The organism is Nostoc sp. FACHB-892 (genome assembly GCF_014698795.1).
In the GTDB taxonomy this organism is placed as follows: Bacteria; Cyanobacteriota; Cyanobacteriia; order Cyanobacteriales; family Nostocaceae; genus Nostoc.
Genome location: NZ_JACJTR010000004.1, coordinates 137,000 through 160,136 on the forward strand (window position 1 = coordinate 137,000; position 23,137 = coordinate 160,136).

A 23,137-nucleotide genomic window follows, 5' to 3' on the forward strand; every position below is an offset into this window, starting at 1 on the left:
TTCGGTAAATTCTTACTGAGTTCTGAGTAATTTTCGCTCAGAACTCAGGACTCTGAATTCAGTACTATCACCGTACTTTGAAGATTTTGTGATCGTGCAGTGGAAACTTCCCTTCCCAAATTTCCGTCCCGTGTGATTGTAGAATAATCGTTTGTTTCTAATTTTTACAGCATTCAGAATGTTATTTATTTCTAGTCTCCCTTGGCTTGTTGGCCTTTATCTGAATATTTTTTAGGTAATTGGGGAGTAACACCCATAAATCTTGCTAGATCTTCTCACAGTAATGGGAATTATTTACTTAGCGTATTGATGGCAACGAACAAAAAACAGTTATCAGATAACGGTTATCAGTTATTAGTTTTCTAGCTTCTTTAGGAGTCAGAGTTTCTACCTCTAAAGGTGGAGGTTTTCACATGGGGATTTAAACCCAATTATGAAACCTGGTACTGATTTAAGTGTGTGTTTATACCAGCTTAAAAAATCAAAAAAGGCATCAAAGGCGAAGTTTAGGTGGTGACGGTGTGATGATTTACCAATGAGTTGAGATATTGACGGCTCCCATGAACTTGAATTAGGAGAAAGGACTGTGAAATTACACTGGTTACTACCCAGCACTATTGGAACTATCTTCATGCTATCGTCGCCTGCAATGGCCGCGAGACTTGAATCTTGGCGCTTTGATGCCAATCAAAACAGGCTGGAAATTAATACTGTGGGAGCAGTTCAACCCCAGGCACAACTGATTTTTAACCCCACTCGGCTGGTAATTGATTTGCCAGGAACCACATTTGGGCGTCCGCAGGTAACCCAACAGGTAGGCGGTGGAATTCGCTCGATTCGGGTTGGGCAGTTTGATACAGAAACAACACGTATAGTTGTTGAACTGACACCTGGTTATAGTTTAGACCCTAAACGAGTAAAATTTGCTGGTACAGCTGGTGATCGCTGGACGGTGCAATTACCTAGACCAGAAGCCGAGAGAATAGTCTCATCTCCCAGAAGTGCTTACAGTGTTGTTACCCCAGACTCTGAACCGCAGCAACCTAGTTTTTCAAGGGTTGCCACTACTACACGAGGGGCGACTCAAATTGAGAGCTTACAAGTCACAGGCGATGGGTTGTTCGTCCGCACCAGTGGTGGCAATCCTCCAATTCAGGTAATTCGCAGCCGCGATCGCGCTACTATCTTCATGGATATCTCTGGCGCATCTTTATCATCACGTCTGGCGCAGCAGAATAATATACCCGTTAACAAGCATGGTATTAGCCGCGTCGAATTCACCCGATTACAATCCCAATCTCCTGGTGTCCGCCTAACTTTGCGGGTAGACAAAAATAGCCCAGACTGGCGAGCAACTAATAGTAGCGGCGGTGGTTTGGTGGTTCTGCCAAGTCGCGTTGTCAGATTGCCTGGAACTAGTACCTCAAACAATCTGCCGGATAATCAGTCACAACCACCATCCTTACCTAGCAGACCATCTGCCGACAACTCCCCAGCAACAATTGAGTCTGTGCAACTGGCTGATAATGGCACACAACTGCTAATTAGAGCCGACCAAACTTTATCTGCCACGGGAACCTGGGATAGAACTTCTGGTTTGTTTCGTGTCACAATTCCCAATGCCAAGTTAGCTCCTAGAGTTACAGGCCCTACTTTTGCTCCCAATAGCCCCATTCTCCGGGTACGTCTGCAACGGCAAGAGCCTAACACAGTCGTTGTCTTAGTTCAACCCGCAGCCGGGGTACAACTTGGGCAACCCAGGCAAATTGGTGGCCAGCTTCTGGCTTTACAAATACAAGGCTCTCGTCGAATTGTTGCAGTCCCCCCCCCAAGACCCCCCTTTGCTTTACCTGGACTACCACCGCCAAACCGGGGGCCATTCCCAGACCCAAACAATCCCAATCCCCAGCCCCCAAAACCACCACAGCGTCCAGTTACCAGGGGGCGAATGGTAGTCATGATTGACCCCGGACATGGCGGTAAAGACCCCGGAGCAGTAGGTCTTGGGGGACTACGCGAAAAGGATATTCTTTTGCCTATTAGCAAACGAATAGCTCAGGTCTTGCAGCAAAATGGCGTACAAGTAGTTATGACGCGGGATTCTGACTATTTCGTTACCCTTCCAGGACGGGTGCAGTTAGCAGAGCGAGCAAATGCTGATATCTTTGTTAGCATTCATGCGAATGCAGTCGGGCCAGGTCGTTCGGATGTCAGTGGCTTAGAAACGTATTATTACGATAGTGGTTTGAGTCTAGCTCGCACTGTCCATAATAGTATTCTCCAAAGTGTAAATGTCAAAGATAGAAGAGTGCGGCGAGCCAGATTTTTTGTTCTCAGAAAAAGTTCTATGCCTTCTATCCTCGTAGAAACAGGTTATTTGACTGGTCGAGAGGATAACGCTAAACTCAGAAGCTCTGCTTACCAAAATCAAATGGCAGATGCGATCGCTCGTGGCATCCTTCAGTATCTAAAGAGAAGATAAGGAATTTATTCAAAATAATTGAGTAAATACATCTAATCTTTATCATTTTTATCCAAATTTAGTAGTACAACAATTTCAGTATTCTTGCGGCGGGACAGGAGTAGCTTCTTTGTTATTGTCATCTGATGCTTTGCAAGTCAAATTTATATAGGCTCATGGCATGGCAAAATCAAAGGATCGTGCTATATTTTACGCCATTAGCTCTGTCTTAATACCAGCACAAAACTCAAGTGTGCGCGGTGACGGTGTGAGGATTAGCCAATATGTTGAGATGTTGACGGCTCCCATGAATGTGAATCAGGAGAAAAGACTGTGAATTTACGCTGGTTGTTATCCAGTACTATTGGAACTATCTTCATGCTGTCGTCGCCGGCAATGGCCGCGAGACTCGAATCTTGGCGTTTTTATGCCAACCAAAATCGCCTGGAATTTAATACTTTGGGGGATGTTCAACCTCAAGCACAATTAATTTTTAACCCCACTCGTTTGGTAATTGATTTGCCAGGCACCACATTTGGGCGTCCGCAGTTAACCCAACGGGTGGGTGGTGGAATTCATGCTATCCGTATTGGGCAATTTGACGAGCAAACAACGCGCATAGTCGTTGAACTCACTCCTGGTTATACTTTAGACCCCAAGAGAGTACAATTTGTTGGCACAACTGGCGATCGCTGGACAGTGCAATTACCTACGCCAGAAGCCGAAAATGTACCCTCAAATCCTGGGGGGCAACAAGAACAAGCTATAGCAACAGAAAGTTCGCCGAGAACGTCTCCACCAGTCTTCTCCCCAAGAAATATTTACAAAGTGGTGAGAACAGACCCTGTCAATCCACCTAAAAATGGAATGCTTGCTGCCAGAGTTACTCAAATTGAGAACTTACAAGTCACAGGCGATGGTTTTTTCATCCGTACCAATGGTGGTAATCCTCAGATTCAGGTAAATCGTAGCAACGATCAAAGAGCAATTAACATTGATATTGCTAGCGCTACTTTATCACCAAATCTAGAGCAGCGCGATTTGCCGGTTAATCGCTTTGGTGTCAGTCGCATTCAGTTCAGCCAACTACAAACAAGCCCATCTGTTGTTCGCATGACGTTACAGGTGGACGAAAACAGTCAAAATTGGCGAGCAACCACTAGCAGTATTGGTGGTTTTGTGATTCTGCCCAGTCGTGGCATTGCCCAGCTACCTGGAAATAATAGTCTACGCCCCATACCATCTACTGACACCTCGCCTGCTACTATTGAGTCTGTGCAATTGGGTGGTAATGGCACACAATTGCTAATTAGAGGCGACAAAAATTTATCTGCTACAGGAGGCTGGGATAGAACCTCTGGTCTGTTCCGCATCACTATTAACAATGCTCAGTTAGCTCCCAAGGTTACAGGCCCTACTTTTAATGCTAATAGTCCTATCCTTCGGGTTCGCCTGCAACCACAAGAATCCAATACTGTCATCGTCTTGGTTCAACCAGCAGCCGGAGTGCAAATTGGGGAACTCAATCAAGTTGGCAACCAGCTTTTGGCTTTAGAATTGCAAAGCTCTCGTAGCCTCACACCTCCCATTGCTTTACCTCCTCTGCCATCGCCAAACCAAGGTCAATCTCCAAACCCCATAGATAATCCCCGTCCTGTCTCCCAGCCACAGCCGGCCCCCTCGGTTCCTAGAGGAAAATTGCTAGTAGTTATTGACCCAGGGCATGGTGGTAAAGACCCAGGTGCTCCTGGTCTGGGTGGACTGTTAGAAAAGGATGTAGTCTTGCCTATTGGTAAAAGGGTAGCAGCAATTTTAGAGCAAAATGGTGTACAAGCAGTGCTAACGCGGGATGCTGACTTTTTCGTAGAACTTCAGGGACGGGTAGATATCGCCGAGCGAGTTAATGCAACTTTGTTTGTCAGCATTCACGCTAATTCGGTTGCTAATCGTCCTGATGTGAATGGGTTAGAAGTGTATTATTACGATAGCGGTTATGCTCTGGCTGAAGCAGTTCGCAATAGTATCCTCCAGAACATCGATACAATCAAAGACCGGGGAACCCGCAAAGCCAGATTCTACGTTCTCAGGAAAAGCTCTATGCCCTCGATTTTAGTAGAAGCAGGCTATATGTCTGGTCGAGAAGACAATCCTAGATTGGGAACACCAGAATATCAAAATCGGATGGCGGATGCGATCGCTAGTGGCATTCTGAAATACTTACAGCGTTAATATAGTACAAATTATTAATTATTATTAATTAAATTAATAGGTGGTATTTAAACTCCTTTGTCCTCCAGAATTTAGTGGTCAATTAGCGAATTGTCTGCTAAATTCTGTATTTTAAATCCCAAAACCTAAAATAATATCTGCCTGTGTATTCATCTTCGATTTTTGATCCGAATCTTGACGATTTTTCGGCTCTTGAACCCCAACGTGCCCCAATTGGCATCTTTGATAGTGGTGTGGGTGGACTGACGGTACTGCGACAAGTATATCGGCAACTCCCCAATGAATCAATTGTTTACTTTGGGGATACAGCTCGACTTCCTTACGGAATTCGTTCACAAGCAGAAATTTTACAATTTACGCGTGAAATTATTACCTGGCTACAACAGCAGCAGGTAAAAATGGTAATTATGGCTTGCAACACCAGTTCTGCCCTAGCCCTAGAAACCGTGCGTCAAGAATTCAACATACCCATTTTGGGAGTAATTCTACCGGGTGCAAAAGCTGCGGTGCAGCAAGGAAAACGCATTGGTGTAATTGCTACTCCAGCTACGGCGAAAAGTAATGCTTATAAGCACGCCATAATTGAAATTGCTCCTGATGTCCAAGTGTGGCAAGTTGGATGTCCTGAGTTTGTGCCACTCATCGAGCAAAATCGGATTTATGACCCTTACACTGCTGAAGTTGCACGAGCCTATTTAGAGCCATTACTAGAGCAGGAAATTGACACCTTAGTTCATGGCTGTACCCATTATCCCCACCTTACACCAGTATTGCGATCGCTCCTCCCCGCTCAAGTCCAACTGGTTGACCCAGCTGTTCATGTCGTAGCAGCTTGTGCCCAAGAGTTAGATTTACTAGGCTTAAAAAATACCTACCTACCACTGCCAACTCGCTTTGCCGTTAGCGGTTGTCCACAACAGTTCTCCCAGTCAGGAGTGCAGTGGCTGGGCTATACCCCAATGGTTGAAGAGGTTTGCTTCACTGATACTGCTATTTCCCAACTCCAATAAAACTAATTTGTTCTTAGTCATTGGTCATTTACAAATGCCCAATGCCTATTAACTATTAACTACTTCAGTTACCTTTGTCCTTACTGGTATCTCCTGCTTGTGTTTTCCTTCGGCAGATGGAGGTATTGTCGGAACAGTCTTTGTACCTGTTCGTTTCGCCAGTGCTAATAATAGGTAAACTGTGAATAAATATCCAGACGCTAAAATAAAAATCATCATCGGTATACTTCCGTAAATCATTGTTCTACCAGCACCGTTTCAAACGAATATAAAATTCCATAAAATTAGTAAAACCTCAGCTAACCAAGTACATTCTTGATTGCTGTAGTTTTCTATGGTAAAATTACCTATAGAGATTTCATATCTCTACGGTTAAAGAATTTATTGTCTAATGGGCTTCTTGCAGACCATAGATCCCACAGCAGTTAAATTGCCGTTTAACAATCTAAAACTACGGTTCTCAGCGATCCACTTGATCTGCGTTATTTTTGTTAACACTGCTATGAAAAGAGCAATGCTTGCGCTTAACATACGCTGAAGACGTGTAGCGACTTCCCATAGGGATATCGCATAGCTCCAAATCAGGAGTTTTGCATATCGTAATAAAAATCAAAGGAATTATTCCCTTAATCTCAACTACGACTAATTATTTTAGACTTACATCACCGACACAGTAATATCACTTAGTAAGTGACTTACTTTTGGGGTGTGACTATCTGAAAAATTTATAATTCCTATATTTTAGCGTAACACAACAACCCTGAATTTGAAGCCCATTCGACTACTAAATTTCAATTTTTTTGAATAGCTACACTTCAGTCCTGAAGAAATTTAATCTTACCTAATTGATAAATGTTTAAATAGCATCCATTTTGTCAATAAGCAATATTACTCAATTCTTCTTTCATGTTGTAGCGATAAATGTGTACTAGGAAACTACTTAATATAATTACAACAGATATTTATTTTAATATACTGAGGATTCATGTTTTAAGTTAGTTTAAAACCCGACTTACCAAAAAATAAGCAATTATGCTTATTGACAAACGTGCTACTAACTTTAATTATCACCGATATACTCATGAAAATGGGATTACCTTATGAAAACTTTGCGCTGGCACAGGGTTATCTTAAAATGAGTGTAGGATATGTAAACTTTCGTAACCTAAGTCAGAGTCCGCCCATCCATGACCCCAGCCACCTCCCTGTTTACCCCTGTGGAAGCAGACCTGCGACTACTAGCAGATAACCTAAAACAGCTAGTTGGAAATCGCCACCCCATTTTGTTTGCAGCAGCCGAACATTTATTCGGAGCTGGGGGAAAGCGTATCAGACCAGCAATTGTCCTGCTAATATCGCGGGCAACAATGTTAGATCAAGAGATTACACCGCGTCATCGCCGCCTAGCTGAGATTACAGAAATGATTCATACAGCAAGCTTGGTACATGACGATGTGGTAGATGAATCAGATGTGCGGCGAGGCGTCCCTACCGTTCATAGTTTGTTCGGTAATCGCATTGCCATATTAGCAGGAGATTTTCTTTTTGCTCAATCATCCTGGTATTTAGCAAACTTGGACAACTTGGAGGTGGTGAAACTCCTCTCAGAAGTCATTATGGATCTGGCTACTGGGGAGATCCAGCAGGGATTGAATCGTTTTGAAGCTGGTATCTCTATTGAAACTTATCTCCAGAAGAGTTATTACAAAACAGCTTCATTAATCGCCAACAGTTCTAAAGCTGCCGGGTTACTCAGTGAAGTCTCGCGAGAAACTGTTGAGCATCTGTATAGCTACGGTCGTCATTTTGGTATAGCATTTCAAATTGTTGACGACATTCTAGATTTCACCAGTACAACAGATACCTTGGGTAAACCAGTGGGGTCGGATCTGAAAAGTGGAAATCTGACTGCACCTGTTTTATTTGCTTTAGCAGAAAAACCATCCTTGGAAGTGCTAATTGAGCGAGAGTTTGCTCAATCAGGTGATTTAGAGCAAGCACTAGCACTAATTCAAGATAGTCAAGGTATACAGCAAGCGCGAGAGTTAGCTGCTCACCATGCTAAGTTAGCAATTGAACATCTTGCAGTTCTCCCACCCTCAGAATCTCACCAAGCCTTGATTAACATAGCTGAGTACACACTGAGTCGCCTCTACTAAATCATTTACTAGCTAACAGGTAAAAAACAGGATTTTAGACCGCAAGCGAAACCTCACAACTGTTCTTAGGTAGAGAAATTTTGCTCAATAATCAGCTAATTTTTGAAAAATGTTCACTGATAACTGTTTGTTAATCAATTTTAGATTAGGCGGAAAATTAAGCCGATCGCTTGCTTTTTTAAAGAACCAAAAGAGTAGTGACTGGCATTAATTTCTTTTCATCAAAAACTTTTTCAAACAAATTTGAGATTTAAAATTTTGGATGTGGGATTGTATCTAAAAAATCCCACATCCAAGTTTTTTCTATGCAATATCAGGGGGTATCTGTTTAAGCGATCGCTGTTGTCGCAACTGTTTCTGCATAAGTTTCTCTAGATCAGTTCGTCGAATTTCAACGGTATGAGTGGTCTTACCCGGCGTCTCCAAAAAAACGATACTATCTACGGGTTCCAATGCCACCAGTTGGAACAAAATATGGGTGACAGGAATAATTTTAGCTAGCATTTGAGGGTCAAGCCCAGCAGGGGAAATTAGAGAGACATCCTGTATGGTAGGAAAAGCGTAAATCACACGCTTTTCTAATCCTGGATTAGCACGATTGCTCAATGTAGTTAAAACCCAGCTTGACTCTGAATTTTGAAGAATATAGTACTGGGAGTAACGTAATTTTTGAGCGATCGCTCTAAGGGCAGGAGCAATTGCTGCAATCAGATTTGGTGTTATACCATCGCGGGGTGCATTGTCAATCAGCAATTGAATTTGTACTTCTAAATCCATAATGACTTGTATACGGCTCCTGGGTAATGGCAATAACATCTATCAAAGTGTGAACAATCCCATCCAAGTTGGGAATAATAAAATCAGCCACATCCTCAATGTTGGATTGGTCTGCGTTTAGCTTATACGTAAAACTGAAGCCAATACCCACGTCGTACAGGTTGTATTTAAATACTTAGGGTCTTTTGAAAACCGAGACTATGAATTCAGCCGCAACCGCAACTATTCCATCTGCAAATATTCTGGGAGAAAATTCTAAAGGCGTGGAGGTGATCTTTCAACTCCTATCCAGGGAGTTTCAACAATCAACCAAAGCTTCGGAACAGAATTGCCATGATGTAGCAACACGTATTACTACCGAAGTATATCGGATTTGCCATGAAAGCAAACGTATCCAAGCTTCTGGAACTGTAGAAAGCTCGGCGATGGCCTTGGCTCGGCATCGGCTACAACAGTGTCTCAGGTACTATCAGTTGGGTTCAAATCGGGGTAGGGTAGAATTACACAGCACTCTGAGTGCAATTATTTATCGATACATCAATCCTCCTCAGAAGCAATTGAGTTATCAAGGGCGACTGACTATAATTGAAGATTTCTTACAAAGTTTTTATCTAGAAGCATTAAACGCTTTCCGCCGAGAAAATCAACTCGGTGCTACTTACCGCCCTCAGACACTTCTAGAATTGTCCGAGTACATGGCATTTACCGAGCGCTACGGCAAGCGACGCATTCCTTTACCAGGCCGTCAGCAGCAACTAATTATCTTGCGGGCACAAACTTTTTCTCAACAGCAGCCCCCAGAAACCAGCGTAGATATAGAACAAGCCGCAGAAGGCAGTAATGGAGAAGCCGATGGTTCTTGGGAAGAACCAGCAGTGCATCAATTGCGCTCCACAATGGCAACGCAAGCCGAACCCGAAGCTGAAGAAGATACCTTGCGCTCCGTTGTGGTTACAGAATTAATGAATTATCTCGAAGAACGGCAACAATCTGACTGTGCTGATTACTTTTCCCTCCGCCTCCAGGATCTATCGGCACAGGAAATTGAGTCGATTTTAGGTTTAACCCCTCGTCAGAGAGATTATTTACAGCAGCGCTTCAAGTATCATTTAATTCGGTTTGCTTTATTACATCGTTGGGAATTGGTTCACGAGTGGCTGGAAGCCTCTTTGCACACCAATTTGGGTTTAACTCCCCAGCAATGGCAAGTATATACAGCACAGCTGGACACTAAGCAACGGTCTTTACTAGAGTTGAAGCAACAAGGACAAGCCGATGAAAAAATCGCAAAAACTTTAGGGCTGTCAATGGCACAACTTCAAAAACGATGGTTTAAGATTCTTGAGCAAGCTTGGGAAATTCGTAACTCATTAGTGTCCGGATCAGGTGCATCTACTCATGAATAGTGACTCAGAATCCTTACAATCTCAGTGTCTCGGTTGGTTATTGACAGATCATGTCAAAAATACCGAGCAATCTGTAGAATGTGAGGAAAATGACGGGGTAAAAAACCTCCACAATGAAGCCACTGCTTCAAAAAGCAGTGAGCCAAAATTGGGAGGAACGCCCCAGACCTTTAAATTGGGAGAAATTCCTACTGTGCAAGATCGTTTCCAAGCCGTCCTTAAGCGTCGGTTACAAATCCAAGTCCAAGAACACCCACCCTTATTTCCTTGGGAAACACAATTAATCGACTATCCCGATTTTGTTGACGAGCCGTCAATGACGCTCGTTCCTAGCTGGGGGTGGATGGTACAACAGTCGAAGCTGAATCTGCCACGTGCTTTACCAGAGAGAGTTTTTCAGCAATTGCTGGAAAAATGTCAAGCGATGGTGACATCTTCCGTGCCTCTGGGAGCAAAATTAGTTCAAGTGGTGGAAAACTTTTTCCCTAACGAGTCTCAAGCACTAAACGATATAGCTGGATTGGTGCTAAGAAGTACCTATCGGTCTGTAAGTACTCTGGAGACAATTCCCAATATTCAGAGCGATTATTCAGATTTACAACCGCGTCAACAAATGGCTTTGTCGTTGCTAGCAGCTAAACAACTGCTGGAAAATTTGACTCTACCACTTTCAGCAACCAGTCCAGTGGTAGAAAGACAATGGCTAACCACTGTCGGTAATTTAGACATCAGAGTAGAGTATCAGTCTGTAGGTAAACTTACAAAGTTGCTTGTTCAGGCTGAGTTACCTGTTAAAGGAACTTTGGCACTTCGGGGAAGTGGCACCTTAGCAATGGCAACATCTTCGACTTCGGGATACTTAAGTGTGGAGTTAGACTGCGAACAACTTTGCCCAACTTATACCCTGGAAGTTGAGTTTCCAGAAATAGACCAACAGCCGCTTTTATTTGTCATTAATCTGACTATGTAACCTTAATTGCCACCGCTAGTACGTAATGCTGAATATCTTAAGGTAATCATTGCCTAGCTGTTGCCTTGTGGCTTTTTCGTCCTCTCGAACACTATTAGCAACAGGGTGCTTACTTATATCGTTTGCGGAAATTAAGGCGTGGTTATAACTAACCAGTAGGAGTAGACTTACCCTCTACCTCATAATTGATTTTTTGTGGGTACTCGTCAGTCCACTCGGTTACTAACCAAGCCTGGAAAACGAGTTAATTTCTTGTGTTGTGCTGATTTCGGCTCGCCTCTATTTTACCAAGACACCATTTTTCACAACGGATTTATTCGTTTGTGTTGTTTTTTATACAAATTTATGCTCACTCTTGCCGTTACAGGTCGCGGTAACGTCATATCATGTTTGCTTGATTACTTATTTAACTTGGAAAACCCACCCTTAATCCCTTCCCCTACGGTGTACACACAAGCCTTTGGTAAGGGCATTTAAGATTTATCGTGCAGTTCCTGAGATACCTCACCCTGGTTTTGCTTGTGCAAAACCTGTCCCTCTCCTTAGTAAGGAGAGGGATGCCCGATAGGACAGGGTGAGGTTTTTGCTTTTGTTTCGAGTAATTCAAGAACTTATGTGTACATCGTAGTCCTGCGGGGAGGGGGGTGGGGTTTATCAGTCACCAGTCAACAGTAAACAGTTATTTTGTAAAAATAGGCGCTAAACCTTCATAGATACTTAAAGACAGGATAAGAAAGCTTCTTGTAACGGGAATACTTTAAAGTAGGACAAACAGTTTTGTCCTCAGCATTGTTTCCGTGGGATTTTCACTTAGACTCGAAATGCTTAACTTATCCAGGATGAATCGGTTTTGGCGTGTCCCTATAGGTAATTTTCCGCAGCGATCGCCTTTGATAGAAGTGGAAGATTCAATTTCCTTGCGGGTGCTGGTGCTAGCGTTGGTTATTTTGGGAATTGTAGCGACGGATATCGCCGCCGAGACTTCATTCACTTTTTGGGCGTTACCCCTAAGTATATTGGGTGCGATTTGGAGCTACTATAGTCGCCGCGATGCCAATGTTGCAGTTAAGTTTTGCATCGCTATCGGAATGTTAGTAGCACTGGGTGCTTTCTTTGGGCGGTTAGTGGGAGAGTTGAATGATACGCGGTTGGGTTTGGCAGAGTTATTAATTCAACTCCAGGTGTTGCATAGCTTTGATACACCCCGCCGGAAGAATTTGGGCTATTCGATCGTTATAGGACTAATTTTATTGGGTGTGGCAGCAACGTTAAGTCAGACTTTAGCATTTGCACCTGTGTTGCTGTTATTTTTAGCGATCGCTCTACCAACTTTAGTACTAGATTATCGCTCACGCTTGGGTTTGCAGCCATTAAAAACTCAAAAGGAAAAATCCAATAAGAAGAATTCCTCAATTCTTAATTTTAAATTTTTAATTCTGACTTTTTTGCTAATTGTCGGGCTGGGACTAGCAATTTTTGCTGTTTTACCCCGATTCCCTGGCTATCAGTTACGGAATTTTCCTGTAAGTTCTCCTATTCAAGTAAAAAACAGTTTCACTGGACGTAGTATTATAAATCCCGGTTATGTCCGCCAAGGTAAAGGTGATAATCAAGGCAGTGGTACAGGACAAAATCAAAATGGTCAACCAGGTAAAGTAGATAATAACTTTTATTACGGTTTTAATAGCCAAATTAACCAAAACCTGCGCGGCGAGATGAAACCTAAAGTTGTGATGCGGGTGCGATCGCAAGCTGAGGGTTTTTGGCGAGTATTAGGATTTGATCGTTATACAGGTAAAGGATGGGAAGTCTCGCGTAATGAAGAAGTTACAACCATCAAGCGAGCGCCTTGGTCTTACCAAATTCTCCTGAACCGACCTCTGATTACTGGTAAAACCCAAGAGATAGTCCAAACTTATACAGTAGTGGCGGATTTGCCTAACCTAATTCCGGCGATGGCTTATCCCAAAGAGATTTACTTTCCGACACCGATGATCGCGGTTGATACAGAAAATGGGTTGCGATCGCCTGTGGAATTATCAGAAGGACTCACCTACACAGTAGTGTCTGAAGTGCCATACCGCGATCGCACCTTATTAGGTAAAGCTTCTACTAATTATCCCAAACTGATTAAGAAGCATTATCTACAAATTCCTCCCGAAATTGCAGAAATTGTCCGGCAACGTACCGAAGAAATTCTTGCTAACTACAATCGGGAACGAGTCGCAAAGTCTTCTAAAAGCCTAGATTCAACCTATGAACAGACTCTCTACCTAGCTCAATACCTCAAGCAAAACTACTCCATTCCCCAAAATCCCTTCGATTTGCCTTATTTGGGAGAAAAAGATGACTTAGTAGAAGCTTTTTTATTCAAATATAAAGGTGGTTATCCCGACCATTTCTCAACAGTTCTTACGGTAATGCTACGTTCTATTGGTATCCCAGCGCGGTTAGTAGCAGGGTTTAGTCCAGGAGAATTTAATCCATTTACAGGGCTATATGTTGTCCGTAATACTGATGCTTATGCGATGACGGAAGTATATTTTCCGAAATATGGCTGGTTTGCCTTTGACCCGATTCCCAATCATCCCCTCATACCTCCATCAGTAGAAGATATTCAGACTTTTAGCGTGTTGCGCCAGTTATGGCAATGGGTTGCTGGATGGCTACCATCTCCACTGACAGGTTTATTGAATAATGTATTTGAGACAATATTTAGGTGGGTAGTTAGAGCGATCGCTTGGTTTTTAGCTTTATTCTCTCAAGGTTGGTTTGGTGTATTAACTGGCTTAATTTTGACAACTATAGTAGCTTTCTTCGGTTGGCTGGGTTGGGGTCAGTGGCAAGAGTGGCGCAACCGCCGATGGTTAAAGAAATTGCCAGCAATGGAGAGCCTTTATCAACAAATGTTGCAATGGACAACCCAAAAAGGTTTAGGTAAGCATCCAGCGCAAACACCTTTAGAGTATGCCAGAGGATCGTACCAGCATCATGCCCCAGCGACTGCTGAGGTTATAGATGAGATTAGCCAAGCTTATGTTAGTTGGCGTTATGGTGGTCATAGCCCTAACTTGAAGCGACTGCGAGAAAGATGGCAAGGTTTAAAAAAGACTGCTAAGTAACAATCCCGTTCAGTTAAGCTAAGAATCCTTAGTAGAGACGCGAAATTTCGCGTCTCTACTGGTCTAAAATCAGTACCAAAAAACCTTAACTGACTAACTAACTCAATTAAACTTTTAACCGCACTACTACCAAGAGGGAGTGTTCAAGACGCAAATTCGTCATATTTTAAAAGCTGCTGTTTATAAGCTTTTAAAATATAATTTTGCTCTTGTACTAAAAATTAGCTATTATTTTGGATTTCGTCTAACTTGGCACGTACTGCCTGGATATCTTGCCACATCAACCATTTCGGCGCGCCTCTTTCTTTAGAAGGATTACGCAGCAAGTAAGAAGGATGAAAAATTGGCATACATAAACGCCCTTCCCACTCTAGCCACTGTCCGCGAATTTTCGTAATCCCCCGCTTATCGCCTGTGATGGCTTTGACAGCAGTTGCACCTGTTAACAAAATTATTTTGGGGTCAACTAGGCGAATTTGTTCTAGTAAATAGGGTAGACAAGCCGCCACTTCTGTTGGTGTAGGAACTCTATTATCTGGTGGACGACATTTATTGATATTAGCTATGTATACATCTTGTTCAGTAGTCAAATTTACAGATGCCAGAATTTTCTCCAGCAACTGCCCCGATCTGCCTACAAATGGTAAGCCGGTTTCATCTTCATTTTGACCAGGCGCTTCCCCTATAACCATAATTGGTGCTTTGAGATTGCCGCGTCCGACAACAGCATGAGTCCGAGTGTCTCCCAATCCACAACGGTGACAGCGATTGCAATGCTGTGCCAACTCAGTCATGTCAGGATAAGTTCCCGGAGCGATCGCAATTTTAGCGTCTGTGGGAATCAGTTCTCGTTGGTTAAGGGTTGAGTCGTCGAAGAGGCTGAGTTGGGTTTCGCTGCTCATGAAAATTAGGATTTTGGTATCAGCACCATCTGTCTTATCTGAGTTAAATACTGCTCTGTTTGGAGATTTATCAAGATAAATAGACTTTTGCTGAATGAATACTTAATTATTTATACAAATCTTATTGTATCAGTTAATTTGAGACAAAATTCAGTCATGATAAAAGCAATGCCGTCCTAATATGCTGGGGGAAAACTATGTCACATACCCCACTTTTTACCGATCGCACCCATGCGGGTGAGGAATTGGCGCGAGTGATTCATGATGTTTTGACTCAGCAAACTATTGATTCTGGGGTAAAGCCTGTACCACTTGTTTATGCTTTGCCAAGAGGGGGTATACCAGTGGCAGCACCAATAGCACGTCTTTTGGATTGTCCGTTAACAATTGTGGTGGCGAAAAAGATCAGTCATCCAGAAAACCCAGAGTTAGCAATTGGTGCAGTCACTACTTTTGGAAATGTTCTTTGGGCTGATCAAAAGCTATTTCGCTCTAAACATGATGCGCGGGGGCGAGAAGTAGCTTTAAATAAAGCAATCAACCAAGCTAAGTCTCTTGAGGCTCAATTAATTCCTGCTTGTCCGCAGGTGAATGCAAAGGATGCTACGGTGATTTTAGTTGATGATGGCATTGCTACAGGTATGACAATAGCGGTAGCGGCAACTGCTATCAAAACCCTTTCTCCAGCAGCAGTTTGGCTATGTACTCCAGTAGCACCACAAACATTGCTACCTTGGTTAGAACAGTGGGGCGATCGCACAATTGTTTTGGAAACACCAGAACCTTTTTGGAGTGTGAGTAATTTTTACGCACAATTTCCCCAAGTAGATACATTAGAAGTTCTTGAATATCTCCAGCAACAAAATACAATGGGAGAAATTGACCTATTTGAGTAATTTTATATTATTTTAACTAAATATTAACTATTAATTATTCTTTTCCCTCTCTTGCTTTTTAACGATTTTTGGGCCTTTTTGTCATTACGAATTACGTTAGCGTAGCGGGGCGTAGCCCATTACAAATTATTTGAAGATGTTCCTTGCTGATATTGCATAGCTTTGGCATAATCACCCAAGGCGTAACAAGCGACTCTCAGACTGGCAAGAGCTTGTTCTTCACTGCGACGGTCTTTGATATTCCTAGCTAACAGTAAACGTTCTTCATAATATGTAATTGCTTTGTTATAATCACCCAAAGCTTCACAAGCAACTCCTAAACTACCTAAAGACTGTTCTTCGCTGCGCTTGTCTTGGATTTCTCTAGCTAAGTGCAACCGATCTTCATAATACTTAATAGCTTTAGCATAATCACCTAAGGCATAACAAGCATTCCCCAGGTTTTTTAGCACCTGAGAAGCACTGCGAACATTTTTTAAAGAGTGTGCTAATACTACACACTGCTCATAATAGGCGATCGCTTTTGGGTAATTGTCCAAAGCATACCAAGCATTACCTAAATTCTTGAGTACCTGTTCCTCGCCCCAGTTATCTTTGAGTTCCCGGACGATTTCTAGACTTTGCTGCTGATACTCAATTGCCTGCGTAAAGTTGCTCAAACCTTTATAAACCAATCCTAAATTATTCAGTGCCGCCACTTGACTGCGTTTGTCTTGCAGTTGCTGCGTTATTTTCAAACATTTTTCTAGAAATTCAATTGCCTTTTTATGATCATTCAAGTGACGGTAGGCATTGCCTAGATGGGAAAGTGCTTGCATCTGCACTGCTAAATCTGAGGTATTGTTGAGCAAAGACAGACACTCTTGGGAGTAAGAGATAGTACCTTTGTAATCTCCAGCGCTGTAAGTTACCAATCCTAAAAAAGAAAGTGCCTGAGCCTGTTTTTGCAAATCCCCAACTGCCTGAAACAGTCCCAAGGATTGTTGTAAGGATTTCAACGCCGCTATTAATTCACCGCTTTGCTGCTGTTGAATTCCTTGCCGTAGTAATTTGGACGCTTCCGATAAATTATCGTCACTTTCCTGTATAGGTAGTATTTCTGCGTGTGAACCAGAGTTGAACTCATGGGTAATCGTATTACGCTTCACTGGTTTTAAATATGTTATGGGTAATTGCAAGGGAAGTGTGTTTTTCGATCTGTGATTCCATCCACTGTTAGACATCGACCCTTTCCTGTTAAGCCTGGTAGTAAATCTAGTGTTCCCAAAACCAGAATGTATCTTTCATCAAGCTGGTTTGCCAGGGGTTGGGAACGGGCATACACCATGTGACTCGTCGAACTTACTTTGAGATTTGGCTAACCAGTTATCAGACATTTATGTATAAATAAATACATATTATTTTACAATCATGGCTGTGATCGCTTATTAATAATTAATCCCCCCTTTTCTCCTGAAAATGCGGGGCTATGTCCCCTATTTCTGAGAGTACTTGGGAGGATATTCAAGAGATAAATGTCACTAATCTACTAGTATTATTTATTCAAGTTAAACGCACCTGCTCAAAGCTAGGTATTGATTCAACCAACGGGTACAGAAACATTGGCCACAGAGCCATCATTTAGGATAGGCTGGCGGGTTTTCAAGTCAAATTTAAAGCCATGTGGCAAAATATGAAGCTTTGCTCCACAAATCGCCAAAGGTTCATCCTTCAAAATTTCGCCCATATTGTTGTATGTAGCCTCTGATTCATCAACAATTGTAACCGCGCCTTCACCAATTACTTCAATTTGGTTATCTGTAACTACCATAGCGGTATTCTCATCAATACCGAATCCCAAAACAGCAGGTTCTAGTATTAAAGCTGAAATTAAGCGTCCCAAACGTCCACGCTGAGAAAAGTGCTGGTCAATTACTACCCCTGGTAAAAAGCCTAGACCGGGGCCCATTTCGACAGTTTCAATCCGAGGGTTTGTCTGCGAATCACCTTCCACTATCATTTTATCTGGCATCACGGCAGCTCCGGCGCTTGTGCCTGCGATAACTATACCTTCAGAGAATCGTTGATGAATCGCCTTATCTATTTCGGTACCCTTGAGGATGCTGGTGATGCGAGCTTGATCTCCCCCAGTAAAAAATACTCCAGTTGATTTATTAATTGCTTCCAATGCGGTAGATGAAGATCCATCTTCGCGGGTTTCTGTGTCAAGAATGCGAACATTCTCAGCTCCTAGCCGTTCAAAAACTCTAATATAATTTTCTCCCACTTCTCTTGGTAATTCTGTCGCCGCCGTCATAATTACAATGTAGGCCTTCGTACCCCCAGCACGACGCACAAAGTCCCGCAGAATTACGGAATCTCCTTCCTTGTCCTCAGCTCCCCCAATAATTACTAACTGCCGTTTGGTATTATTTTCCACGATGATGCTTCCTGATGTGGGTTAATAAACTTTACTAAATCATGACAATTCAAGTATCAAATCATCCCTTTGGTAGATCACTTGATAGAACGTAGGGTTATAATTTGCGTAGACGCATACTAGTACGGAAAAGCAAGCTACGCGTAGCATCTCGTAGAGAAGCGGCTTGCCGTTAGACGCTGCCATGAAACGAAGAGATTTTCCCAGAAAATTACAAAAAAATAACTATCCTCAAAATTATTTTTTTGAGTTAATAAAATCCACATATTAACTGCCTCTAGAGAGATTTTCTAGAGGCATTGTTAACATATTATTAATTGCCGATTAAAAGTTTATCGCGCAATTTAATAATTGGTATTAACTCTAGCTAGGTGCAATTAGATATCTGGTGCTAAGTCCTAATGAATGCGACTTCTGTAAAGCAAGTTAGTTAAGAAAAAACGTGCTTGTTCTAGTGGGAGATGCCTGGGTTTGCCTTGATAAACAATTTGATACTCATTTATGTCCGGGCCATCACCATGCCCAGAGATTAGCTTTTGGTGAAAAGCTTCCTCAGCAAGTTCTCGAATTTCATCTCTTAGAGTAGCTTCTGTGCTATTCATAACTTTGCTGTCTTTTAAATACCGCATATTTATTTATACCAATTCTTATGTGAGTGTTGTACCTTTCAAAGGTTATAACTTTGACTATTCATGAGGATGAAGTGATTATACTTTTCGTTTGCTGAAGTAGGAAAGTTTAATTATGCCTTGAGATAGTTGAAAATGCTTACTAATAAGGTTAATGTGAGTTCTGATTAGATCAATGGCTTTGCCATCACTCTCCAAAATTAATCTGAATCAATCTACAATCAATAAGTCTGAGTAATCATAACTCAGCAGCGAAATTTCAGGGTGTTTAGCCAAAGGTTTGTAATCAATGGTTGTACAAAAAAGCAGTGATTTAGTCCGCGTTAATGCTAGAAGAACGGATGTATTCGATATTTTCAACTTCAAGCATTATGTTGGGCCCAACCCCTATTTAGATATAGGGGCACTAGTATTTGACTTTGCTCTAGTTGACTCTAGAAAGCCTTTACCCATTGAAGATTATGTTGCAAGGATTGGCACAGACGCGGAGCGGCTTGTCGAGAGGCATCGCTATCGAAATCTGAGCGACCAAAGTTACGAATCTTATGCTCATCTCTTTGCCCAAGTTGTGTCCGAAGTTGGAAAGCTGGACATGGATTTGCACCTTAACCATTGGAGTATCAAGCCATATCCAGATTTCGTGCGAATTAGCGTCCAATCACTACATGAACGCACAACTAGAGAGGTAGTTTATTTTGTTTGGGATTGGTTTGAAGCTATTACCCAAGACGAAGATTTTCCCTTTGATGAACACTTGGTGAAGCTGCAAAATAGATTTCGCGCATCTGTTTATGGGGGGCCCACAGTTTACGCTCTATTGCGAACAGCCTATGAAAAGGGTATTCCTACCTTTTATTTGTGGGAAGAAGGATTAATGCAATACGGCTTAGGAAAAAAACACGTCCGGGGTGTAGCAACAACATTTAACTGTGATAGCCATCTAGATTCGGAGTTCACCACCCGTAAAGATGATTGCAAGGCATTTTTAAAAAGTTTGGGTTTTCCAGTCCCTGAAGGCGATATTGTCTTCTCTGAAAAGGAAGCCTTGGCAGCAGCAAGACAAGTTGGCTACCCAGTGGCAGTTAAGCCAGTGGTAGGCCACAAGGGAATTGGCGTTACGGCTGATGTGCAGGACTCAAAAGAACTGGTAGCTGCTTATAATAGGGCAGTGGCAGCGATTCCCGAAGACCAGTTAACTCGGATAATTGTTGAGAAAAGTATTTCTGGATCAGATTTTCGCTTGTTGTGTGTCAATGGCAGATTTGTCGCCGCTACAGAACGCCGTCCAGCATCGGTTGTTGGTGATGGGTATTTAACGCTTGCAGAATTAATCCGCCTAGAGAACCGCAAACCTGCACGTTTAGATACACCTACCTCGCCGATGAGTAAAATTCAAATAGATGAAGCGATGGAACTCTACCTAGAGGAACAGCGCTTATCATTGGATAGCGTTGTTGAGAAGGGACGCACTGTTTACCTTCGTAAAGTTGCCAATCTTTCTGCTGGTGGTATGAGCATCGATGCAACGCAAACGGTTCATGATGACAATATTATCTTGGCGCAAGATATTGCTCAACACTTCCAGTTGACTTGCCTTGGTATTGATGTCATGACCAAAAGTCTCTCAGAATCTTGGAAGTCGAGTAACTTTGCCATTTTGGAAATCAACGCTGCACCAGGCGTTTTAATGCATCTTAAACCTTCTGAAGGTGAAAGTGTTGATGTGCCTTCTCATATTTTAGAAACCTTTTTTGAGTCGGGTACAGACGCTAGAATACCAATTATTACCTTTAATAAAATCTCAGTTGAAGAATTGCAAGAAACCATTGACCATATTCTTTTGCAACATCCCAACTGGATAATAGGCGCTGTTTGTCGTGATGCAGTGTTTGTAAATCGGTCTAAAAAAGTATTAAGTAAAGATTACAATAGCAACGTCCAAACTTTGCTACGTCATCCCAAACTTGATTTATTGATTGCCGAGTATACGGGAGACATCCTAGATGAAGAGGGTATGTTTTACCGGAGTAGTAATATGGTAGTTTTGGATAATCCCAGCGAAACTGAGATGATGCTAGTGCGGGATATCTTTGATGGTTCTACTGTGGTGATTAGAAAAGGCAACGACATTTCTATCCGTCGCAGAGGGTTGATTGAAGATTATACTCTAACTGAAAATGAACCATTTACACGGGTTTATTTGAAAGAAACCGGAACCATATTGTGAGCTAGGTAAATAAGCACTCAAACCAATTTTTCTGAGTCCAACTAAAAAGTTAGAACCCCGACTTTGTAAAACTTGTCGGGGTTATTGGGGATAATTTAAAATTGCCATTTATCTGCATTGATTAATTTTTAGAAATTTAAAATATCTAACGATTCTTCTATTTCTAAATCTAATATAATTTGTCTTGTATCTTTGAGTGCTTCTAGCTTACCTTCTTTACGATATATGTCTGCCGCTTTTTGAAAATCTTCAATTGCTCCCTGTTTATCGGCTATTTCTAAACGGATATTGCCACGATTATAATAAGCATCGGCATAATTTGAATTAATCTGTATTGTCTGAGTATAATCTTCAATTGCTCCTTCAAAATCTCCTAAATCTGAACGAGCATTACCACGGTTGTAATAAGCATCGGTATAATTTGAATTAATCTGTATTGCTTGAGTATAATCTTCAATTGCTCCTGCAAAATCTCCTAAGTCAGAACGAGCATCACCACGCTTTTTATAAGCTATGGCATCTTTAGGATTAATCTTAATTGCTTGAGTAAATCCCGGTTGAGAGTTTAATAAATAACGAGCAATGCCACGGTTTTTATAAGTATCAGCATAATGGGGATTAATTTTAATAGCCTGGGTATAATCTTCAATTGCTCCTTGATTATCTCCTACATGAGAACGTGCTTCAGCCCGATTTTTATAAGCTACGGCAACATTAGGATTAATTCTGATAGCCTCGCTATAATCATTAATTGCTTCTTCTAATCTTCCCAGTTGAGACAGAGCTAAACCTCGTTTATTGTAAGATTTAGCATCATGAAGATTCATCTGGATTGCCTGAGAATAATTTGCGATCGCAGCTTCATAATCGCCTACTTGATAGTAAGCTAAACCTCGTTTATAATATAAATCAATATCGCTAGATTTGACTTGTAAGGCTTGATTATAGTTAGCGATCGCATTTGTATATTCTCCTTTTTCAAAACATTCATCGCCCAATTTTATATAAAATATATTTAAATCTTCATCACTATATTCAGGTTCAAAAGAGGGTTTGAATACCTGGTTAATATTTGGCTTAGATATAATTTCTTGTTTCGAGAAATATTTGTGAATTGATGATTGTTGCCTAGAATTATTTATAGAAGATTGTAACTGTTCTAGATAACACCATAAACCGCCACCATACAGTAATTGTTCTATGCCAAATGAAATTTTACCAGTCTTCAACTTAATCATCCGGGTTGGGAGAAAGCCAGCCAAAAAAAGGTGATACTCCGATTGTGCTTCACTTACATCTTCTTGAATCAAAATGCAAACTACAACTGCATTTTTTTCAACTTCTTCAGAACTGATTGACCATCTAACTCTATCAATCCGACCATGACGAGATTTAACTTCAATACCAATAGATGGGTCAGAAGTCAAGGTAAAATCTATATTGCCATCGCCGCCGAATCGCTTTTCATAATCAACTTCCGTAATAAAATCAGCTAAACGTTCTTTGACAACTTCCTCGCCCAACTTCCCTTTGAGATAGCTAATAAAAACGTCACGGACTGGTAAAACACGTTTATATTTCTCAGCCATCAGCCAGCAAAATTCCCGTAGTGCCCTTAACCTTTCTCCAGAGATTATAGTTAATTCACTATATTGACCTTCTGTTTCACAATGAAGCAGACAACCAGATGCTAACCTTTTAATAAAATCAGATTGTAGCGATCGCAGTAGGGTAATCCAGTCCATTTATATTTCTGCGAATCTGTTGATGAGATTATTCTATTCAAATATCCAGTTGGCGTAAAGCTTTAAATCAGCTTTTTAGGCGCAGCCATGTCTGATTATGCCAGAGTTTTAAAGAATTGGGAGAGTGCGTAGTTTACCGCCGTAGGCATCGCTGGGAATAATACATGAAATATTAATTAACCACC

At 41.7% G+C, this 23,137-nt stretch carries 17 protein-coding genes; 10 read left to right on the forward strand and 7 right to left on the reverse strand.

Features of this window, described 5'->3' with window-relative positions; all coding sequences use genetic code 11:
* The first annotated feature begins 586 nt into the window (after nucleotides 1-586).
* The 4 genes from H6G96_RS07420 to murI all read left to right on the forward strand — a co-directional run bounded on the left by H6G96_RS07420 (nucleotide 587) and on the right by murI (nucleotide 5,700).
* Nucleotides 587-2,482 (forward strand): N-acetylmuramoyl-L-alanine amidase, encoded by a 1,896-nt coding sequence (locus H6G96_RS07420; RefSeq protein WP_190910855.1) that lies wholly within the window; start codon nucleotides 587-589, stop codon nucleotides 2,480-2,482.
* 160 nt (nucleotides 2,483-2,642) lie between these two features.
* On the forward strand, nucleotides 2,643-2,798 hold the full coding sequence (locus H6G96_RS07425; protein ID WP_190910856.1) for a hypothetical protein: 156 nt from the start codon (nucleotides 2,643-2,645) through the stop codon (nucleotides 2,796-2,798).
* The gene (locus H6G96_RS07430; protein WP_190910857.1) at nucleotides 2,795-4,690 is read left to right on the forward strand and encodes an N-acetylmuramoyl-L-alanine amidase; all 1,896 of its coding nucleotides are present in this window, start codon (nucleotides 2,795-2,797) and stop codon (nucleotides 4,688-4,690) included. The genes H6G96_RS07425 and H6G96_RS07430 overlap by 4 nt, the downstream gene beginning before the upstream one ends.
* A gap of 143 nt (nucleotides 4,691-4,833) precedes the next feature.
* Entirely contained in the window at nucleotides 4,834-5,700 is an 867-nt protein-coding gene (gene murI, locus H6G96_RS07435) for a glutamate racemase (RefSeq protein ID WP_190910858.1), read from the forward strand.
* Nucleotides 5,701-5,748: 48 nt separating this feature from the next.
* Here the strand turns inward: murI and H6G96_RS07440 are convergent, their stop codons facing one another.
* Entirely contained in the window at nucleotides 5,749-5,940 is a 192-nt protein-coding gene (locus tag H6G96_RS07440) for a hypothetical protein (protein WP_190910859.1), read from the reverse strand.
* 947 nt (nucleotides 5,941-6,887) lie between these two features.
* On the opposite strand from H6G96_RS07440, the gene sds reads away from it, so the two are divergent.
* The gene (sds, locus tag H6G96_RS07445; RefSeq protein ID WP_190910860.1) at nucleotides 6,888-7,859 is read left to right on the forward strand and encodes a solanesyl diphosphate synthase; all 972 of its coding nucleotides are present in this window, start codon (nucleotides 6,888-6,890) and stop codon (nucleotides 7,857-7,859) included.
* A 303-nt stretch (nucleotides 7,860-8,162) separates the two neighbouring features.
* Here the strand turns inward: sds and H6G96_RS07450 are convergent, their stop codons facing one another.
* Nucleotides 8,163-8,636, reverse strand: a complete 474-nt coding sequence (locus H6G96_RS07450; protein WP_190910861.1) for a hypothetical protein — start codon at nucleotides 8,634-8,636, stop codon at nucleotides 8,163-8,165.
* A 200-nt stretch (nucleotides 8,637-8,836) separates the two neighbouring features.
* Between H6G96_RS07450 and hetZ the strand changes: the two genes are divergently transcribed.
* The 3 genes from hetZ (at nucleotide 8,837) to H6G96_RS07465 (ending at nucleotide 14,134) form a co-directional block, all read left to right on the forward strand.
* A complete protein-coding gene (gene hetZ, locus H6G96_RS07455) occupies nucleotides 8,837-10,042 on the forward strand; it encodes a heterocyst differentiation protein HetZ (protein ID WP_190910862.1) in 1,206 nt (401 codons plus the stop codon).
* Nucleotides 10,035-11,012, forward strand: a complete 978-nt coding sequence (locus H6G96_RS07460) for a PatU (protein WP_190910863.1) — start codon at nucleotides 10,035-10,037, stop codon at nucleotides 11,010-11,012. The genes hetZ and H6G96_RS07460 overlap by 8 nt, the downstream gene beginning before the upstream one ends.
* 821 nt (nucleotides 11,013-11,833) lie before the next feature.
* On the forward strand, nucleotides 11,834-14,134 hold the full coding sequence (locus H6G96_RS07465; protein WP_242063194.1) for a DUF3488 and DUF4129 domain-containing transglutaminase family protein: 2,301 nt from the start codon (nucleotides 11,834-11,836) through the stop codon (nucleotides 14,132-14,134).
* Between the two features lie 221 nt (nucleotides 14,135-14,355).
* On the opposite strand, the gene H6G96_RS07470 is transcribed toward H6G96_RS07465, so the two are convergent.
* Entirely contained in the window at nucleotides 14,356-15,036 is a 681-nt protein-coding gene (locus tag H6G96_RS07470; protein WP_190910864.1) for a uracil-DNA glycosylase, read from the reverse strand.
* Between the two features lie 197 nt (nucleotides 15,037-15,233).
* Between H6G96_RS07470 and H6G96_RS07475 the strand changes: the two genes are divergently transcribed.
* On the forward strand, nucleotides 15,234-15,932 hold the full coding sequence (locus H6G96_RS07475) for a phosphoribosyltransferase family protein (RefSeq protein WP_190910865.1): 699 nt from the start codon (nucleotides 15,234-15,236) through the stop codon (nucleotides 15,930-15,932).
* Nucleotides 15,933-16,051: 119 nt separating this feature from the next.
* On the opposite strand, the gene H6G96_RS07480 is transcribed toward H6G96_RS07475, so the two are convergent.
* The 3 genes from H6G96_RS07480 to H6G96_RS07490 all read right to left on the reverse strand — a co-directional run bounded on the left by H6G96_RS07480 (nucleotide 16,052) and on the right by H6G96_RS07490 (nucleotide 18,953).
* Nucleotides 16,052-17,155, reverse strand: coding sequence for a tetratricopeptide repeat protein (locus tag H6G96_RS07480; protein ID WP_190910866.1), 1,104 nt, complete (start codon nucleotides 17,153-17,155; stop codon nucleotides 16,052-16,054).
* A gap of 356 nt (nucleotides 17,156-17,511) precedes the next feature.
* Complete coding sequence (locus H6G96_RS07485; RefSeq protein WP_190911042.1) at nucleotides 17,512-18,354, reverse strand: cyanophycinase; 843 nt, start codon at nucleotides 18,352-18,354, stop codon at nucleotides 17,512-17,514.
* 395 nt (nucleotides 18,355-18,749) lie between these two features.
* The gene (locus H6G96_RS07490; RefSeq protein ID WP_190731699.1) at nucleotides 18,750-18,953 is read right to left on the reverse strand and encodes a hypothetical protein; all 204 of its coding nucleotides are present in this window, start codon (nucleotides 18,951-18,953) and stop codon (nucleotides 18,750-18,752) included.
* A gap of 316 nt (nucleotides 18,954-19,269) precedes the next feature.
* Here H6G96_RS07490 and H6G96_RS07495 point away from each other — a divergent pair, with 316 nt between their 5' ends.
* On the forward strand, nucleotides 19,270-21,207 hold the full coding sequence (locus H6G96_RS07495) for an acetate--CoA ligase family protein (protein WP_190910867.1): 1,938 nt from the start codon (nucleotides 19,270-19,272) through the stop codon (nucleotides 21,205-21,207).
* Between the two features lie 128 nt (nucleotides 21,208-21,335).
* Here H6G96_RS07495 and H6G96_RS07500 read toward each other — a convergent pair whose 3' ends face one another.
* The gene (locus H6G96_RS07500) at nucleotides 21,336-22,952 is read right to left on the reverse strand and encodes a tetratricopeptide repeat protein (RefSeq protein ID WP_190910868.1); all 1,617 of its coding nucleotides are present in this window, start codon (nucleotides 22,950-22,952) and stop codon (nucleotides 21,336-21,338) included.
* Nucleotides 22,953-23,137: the final 185 nt, after the last annotated feature.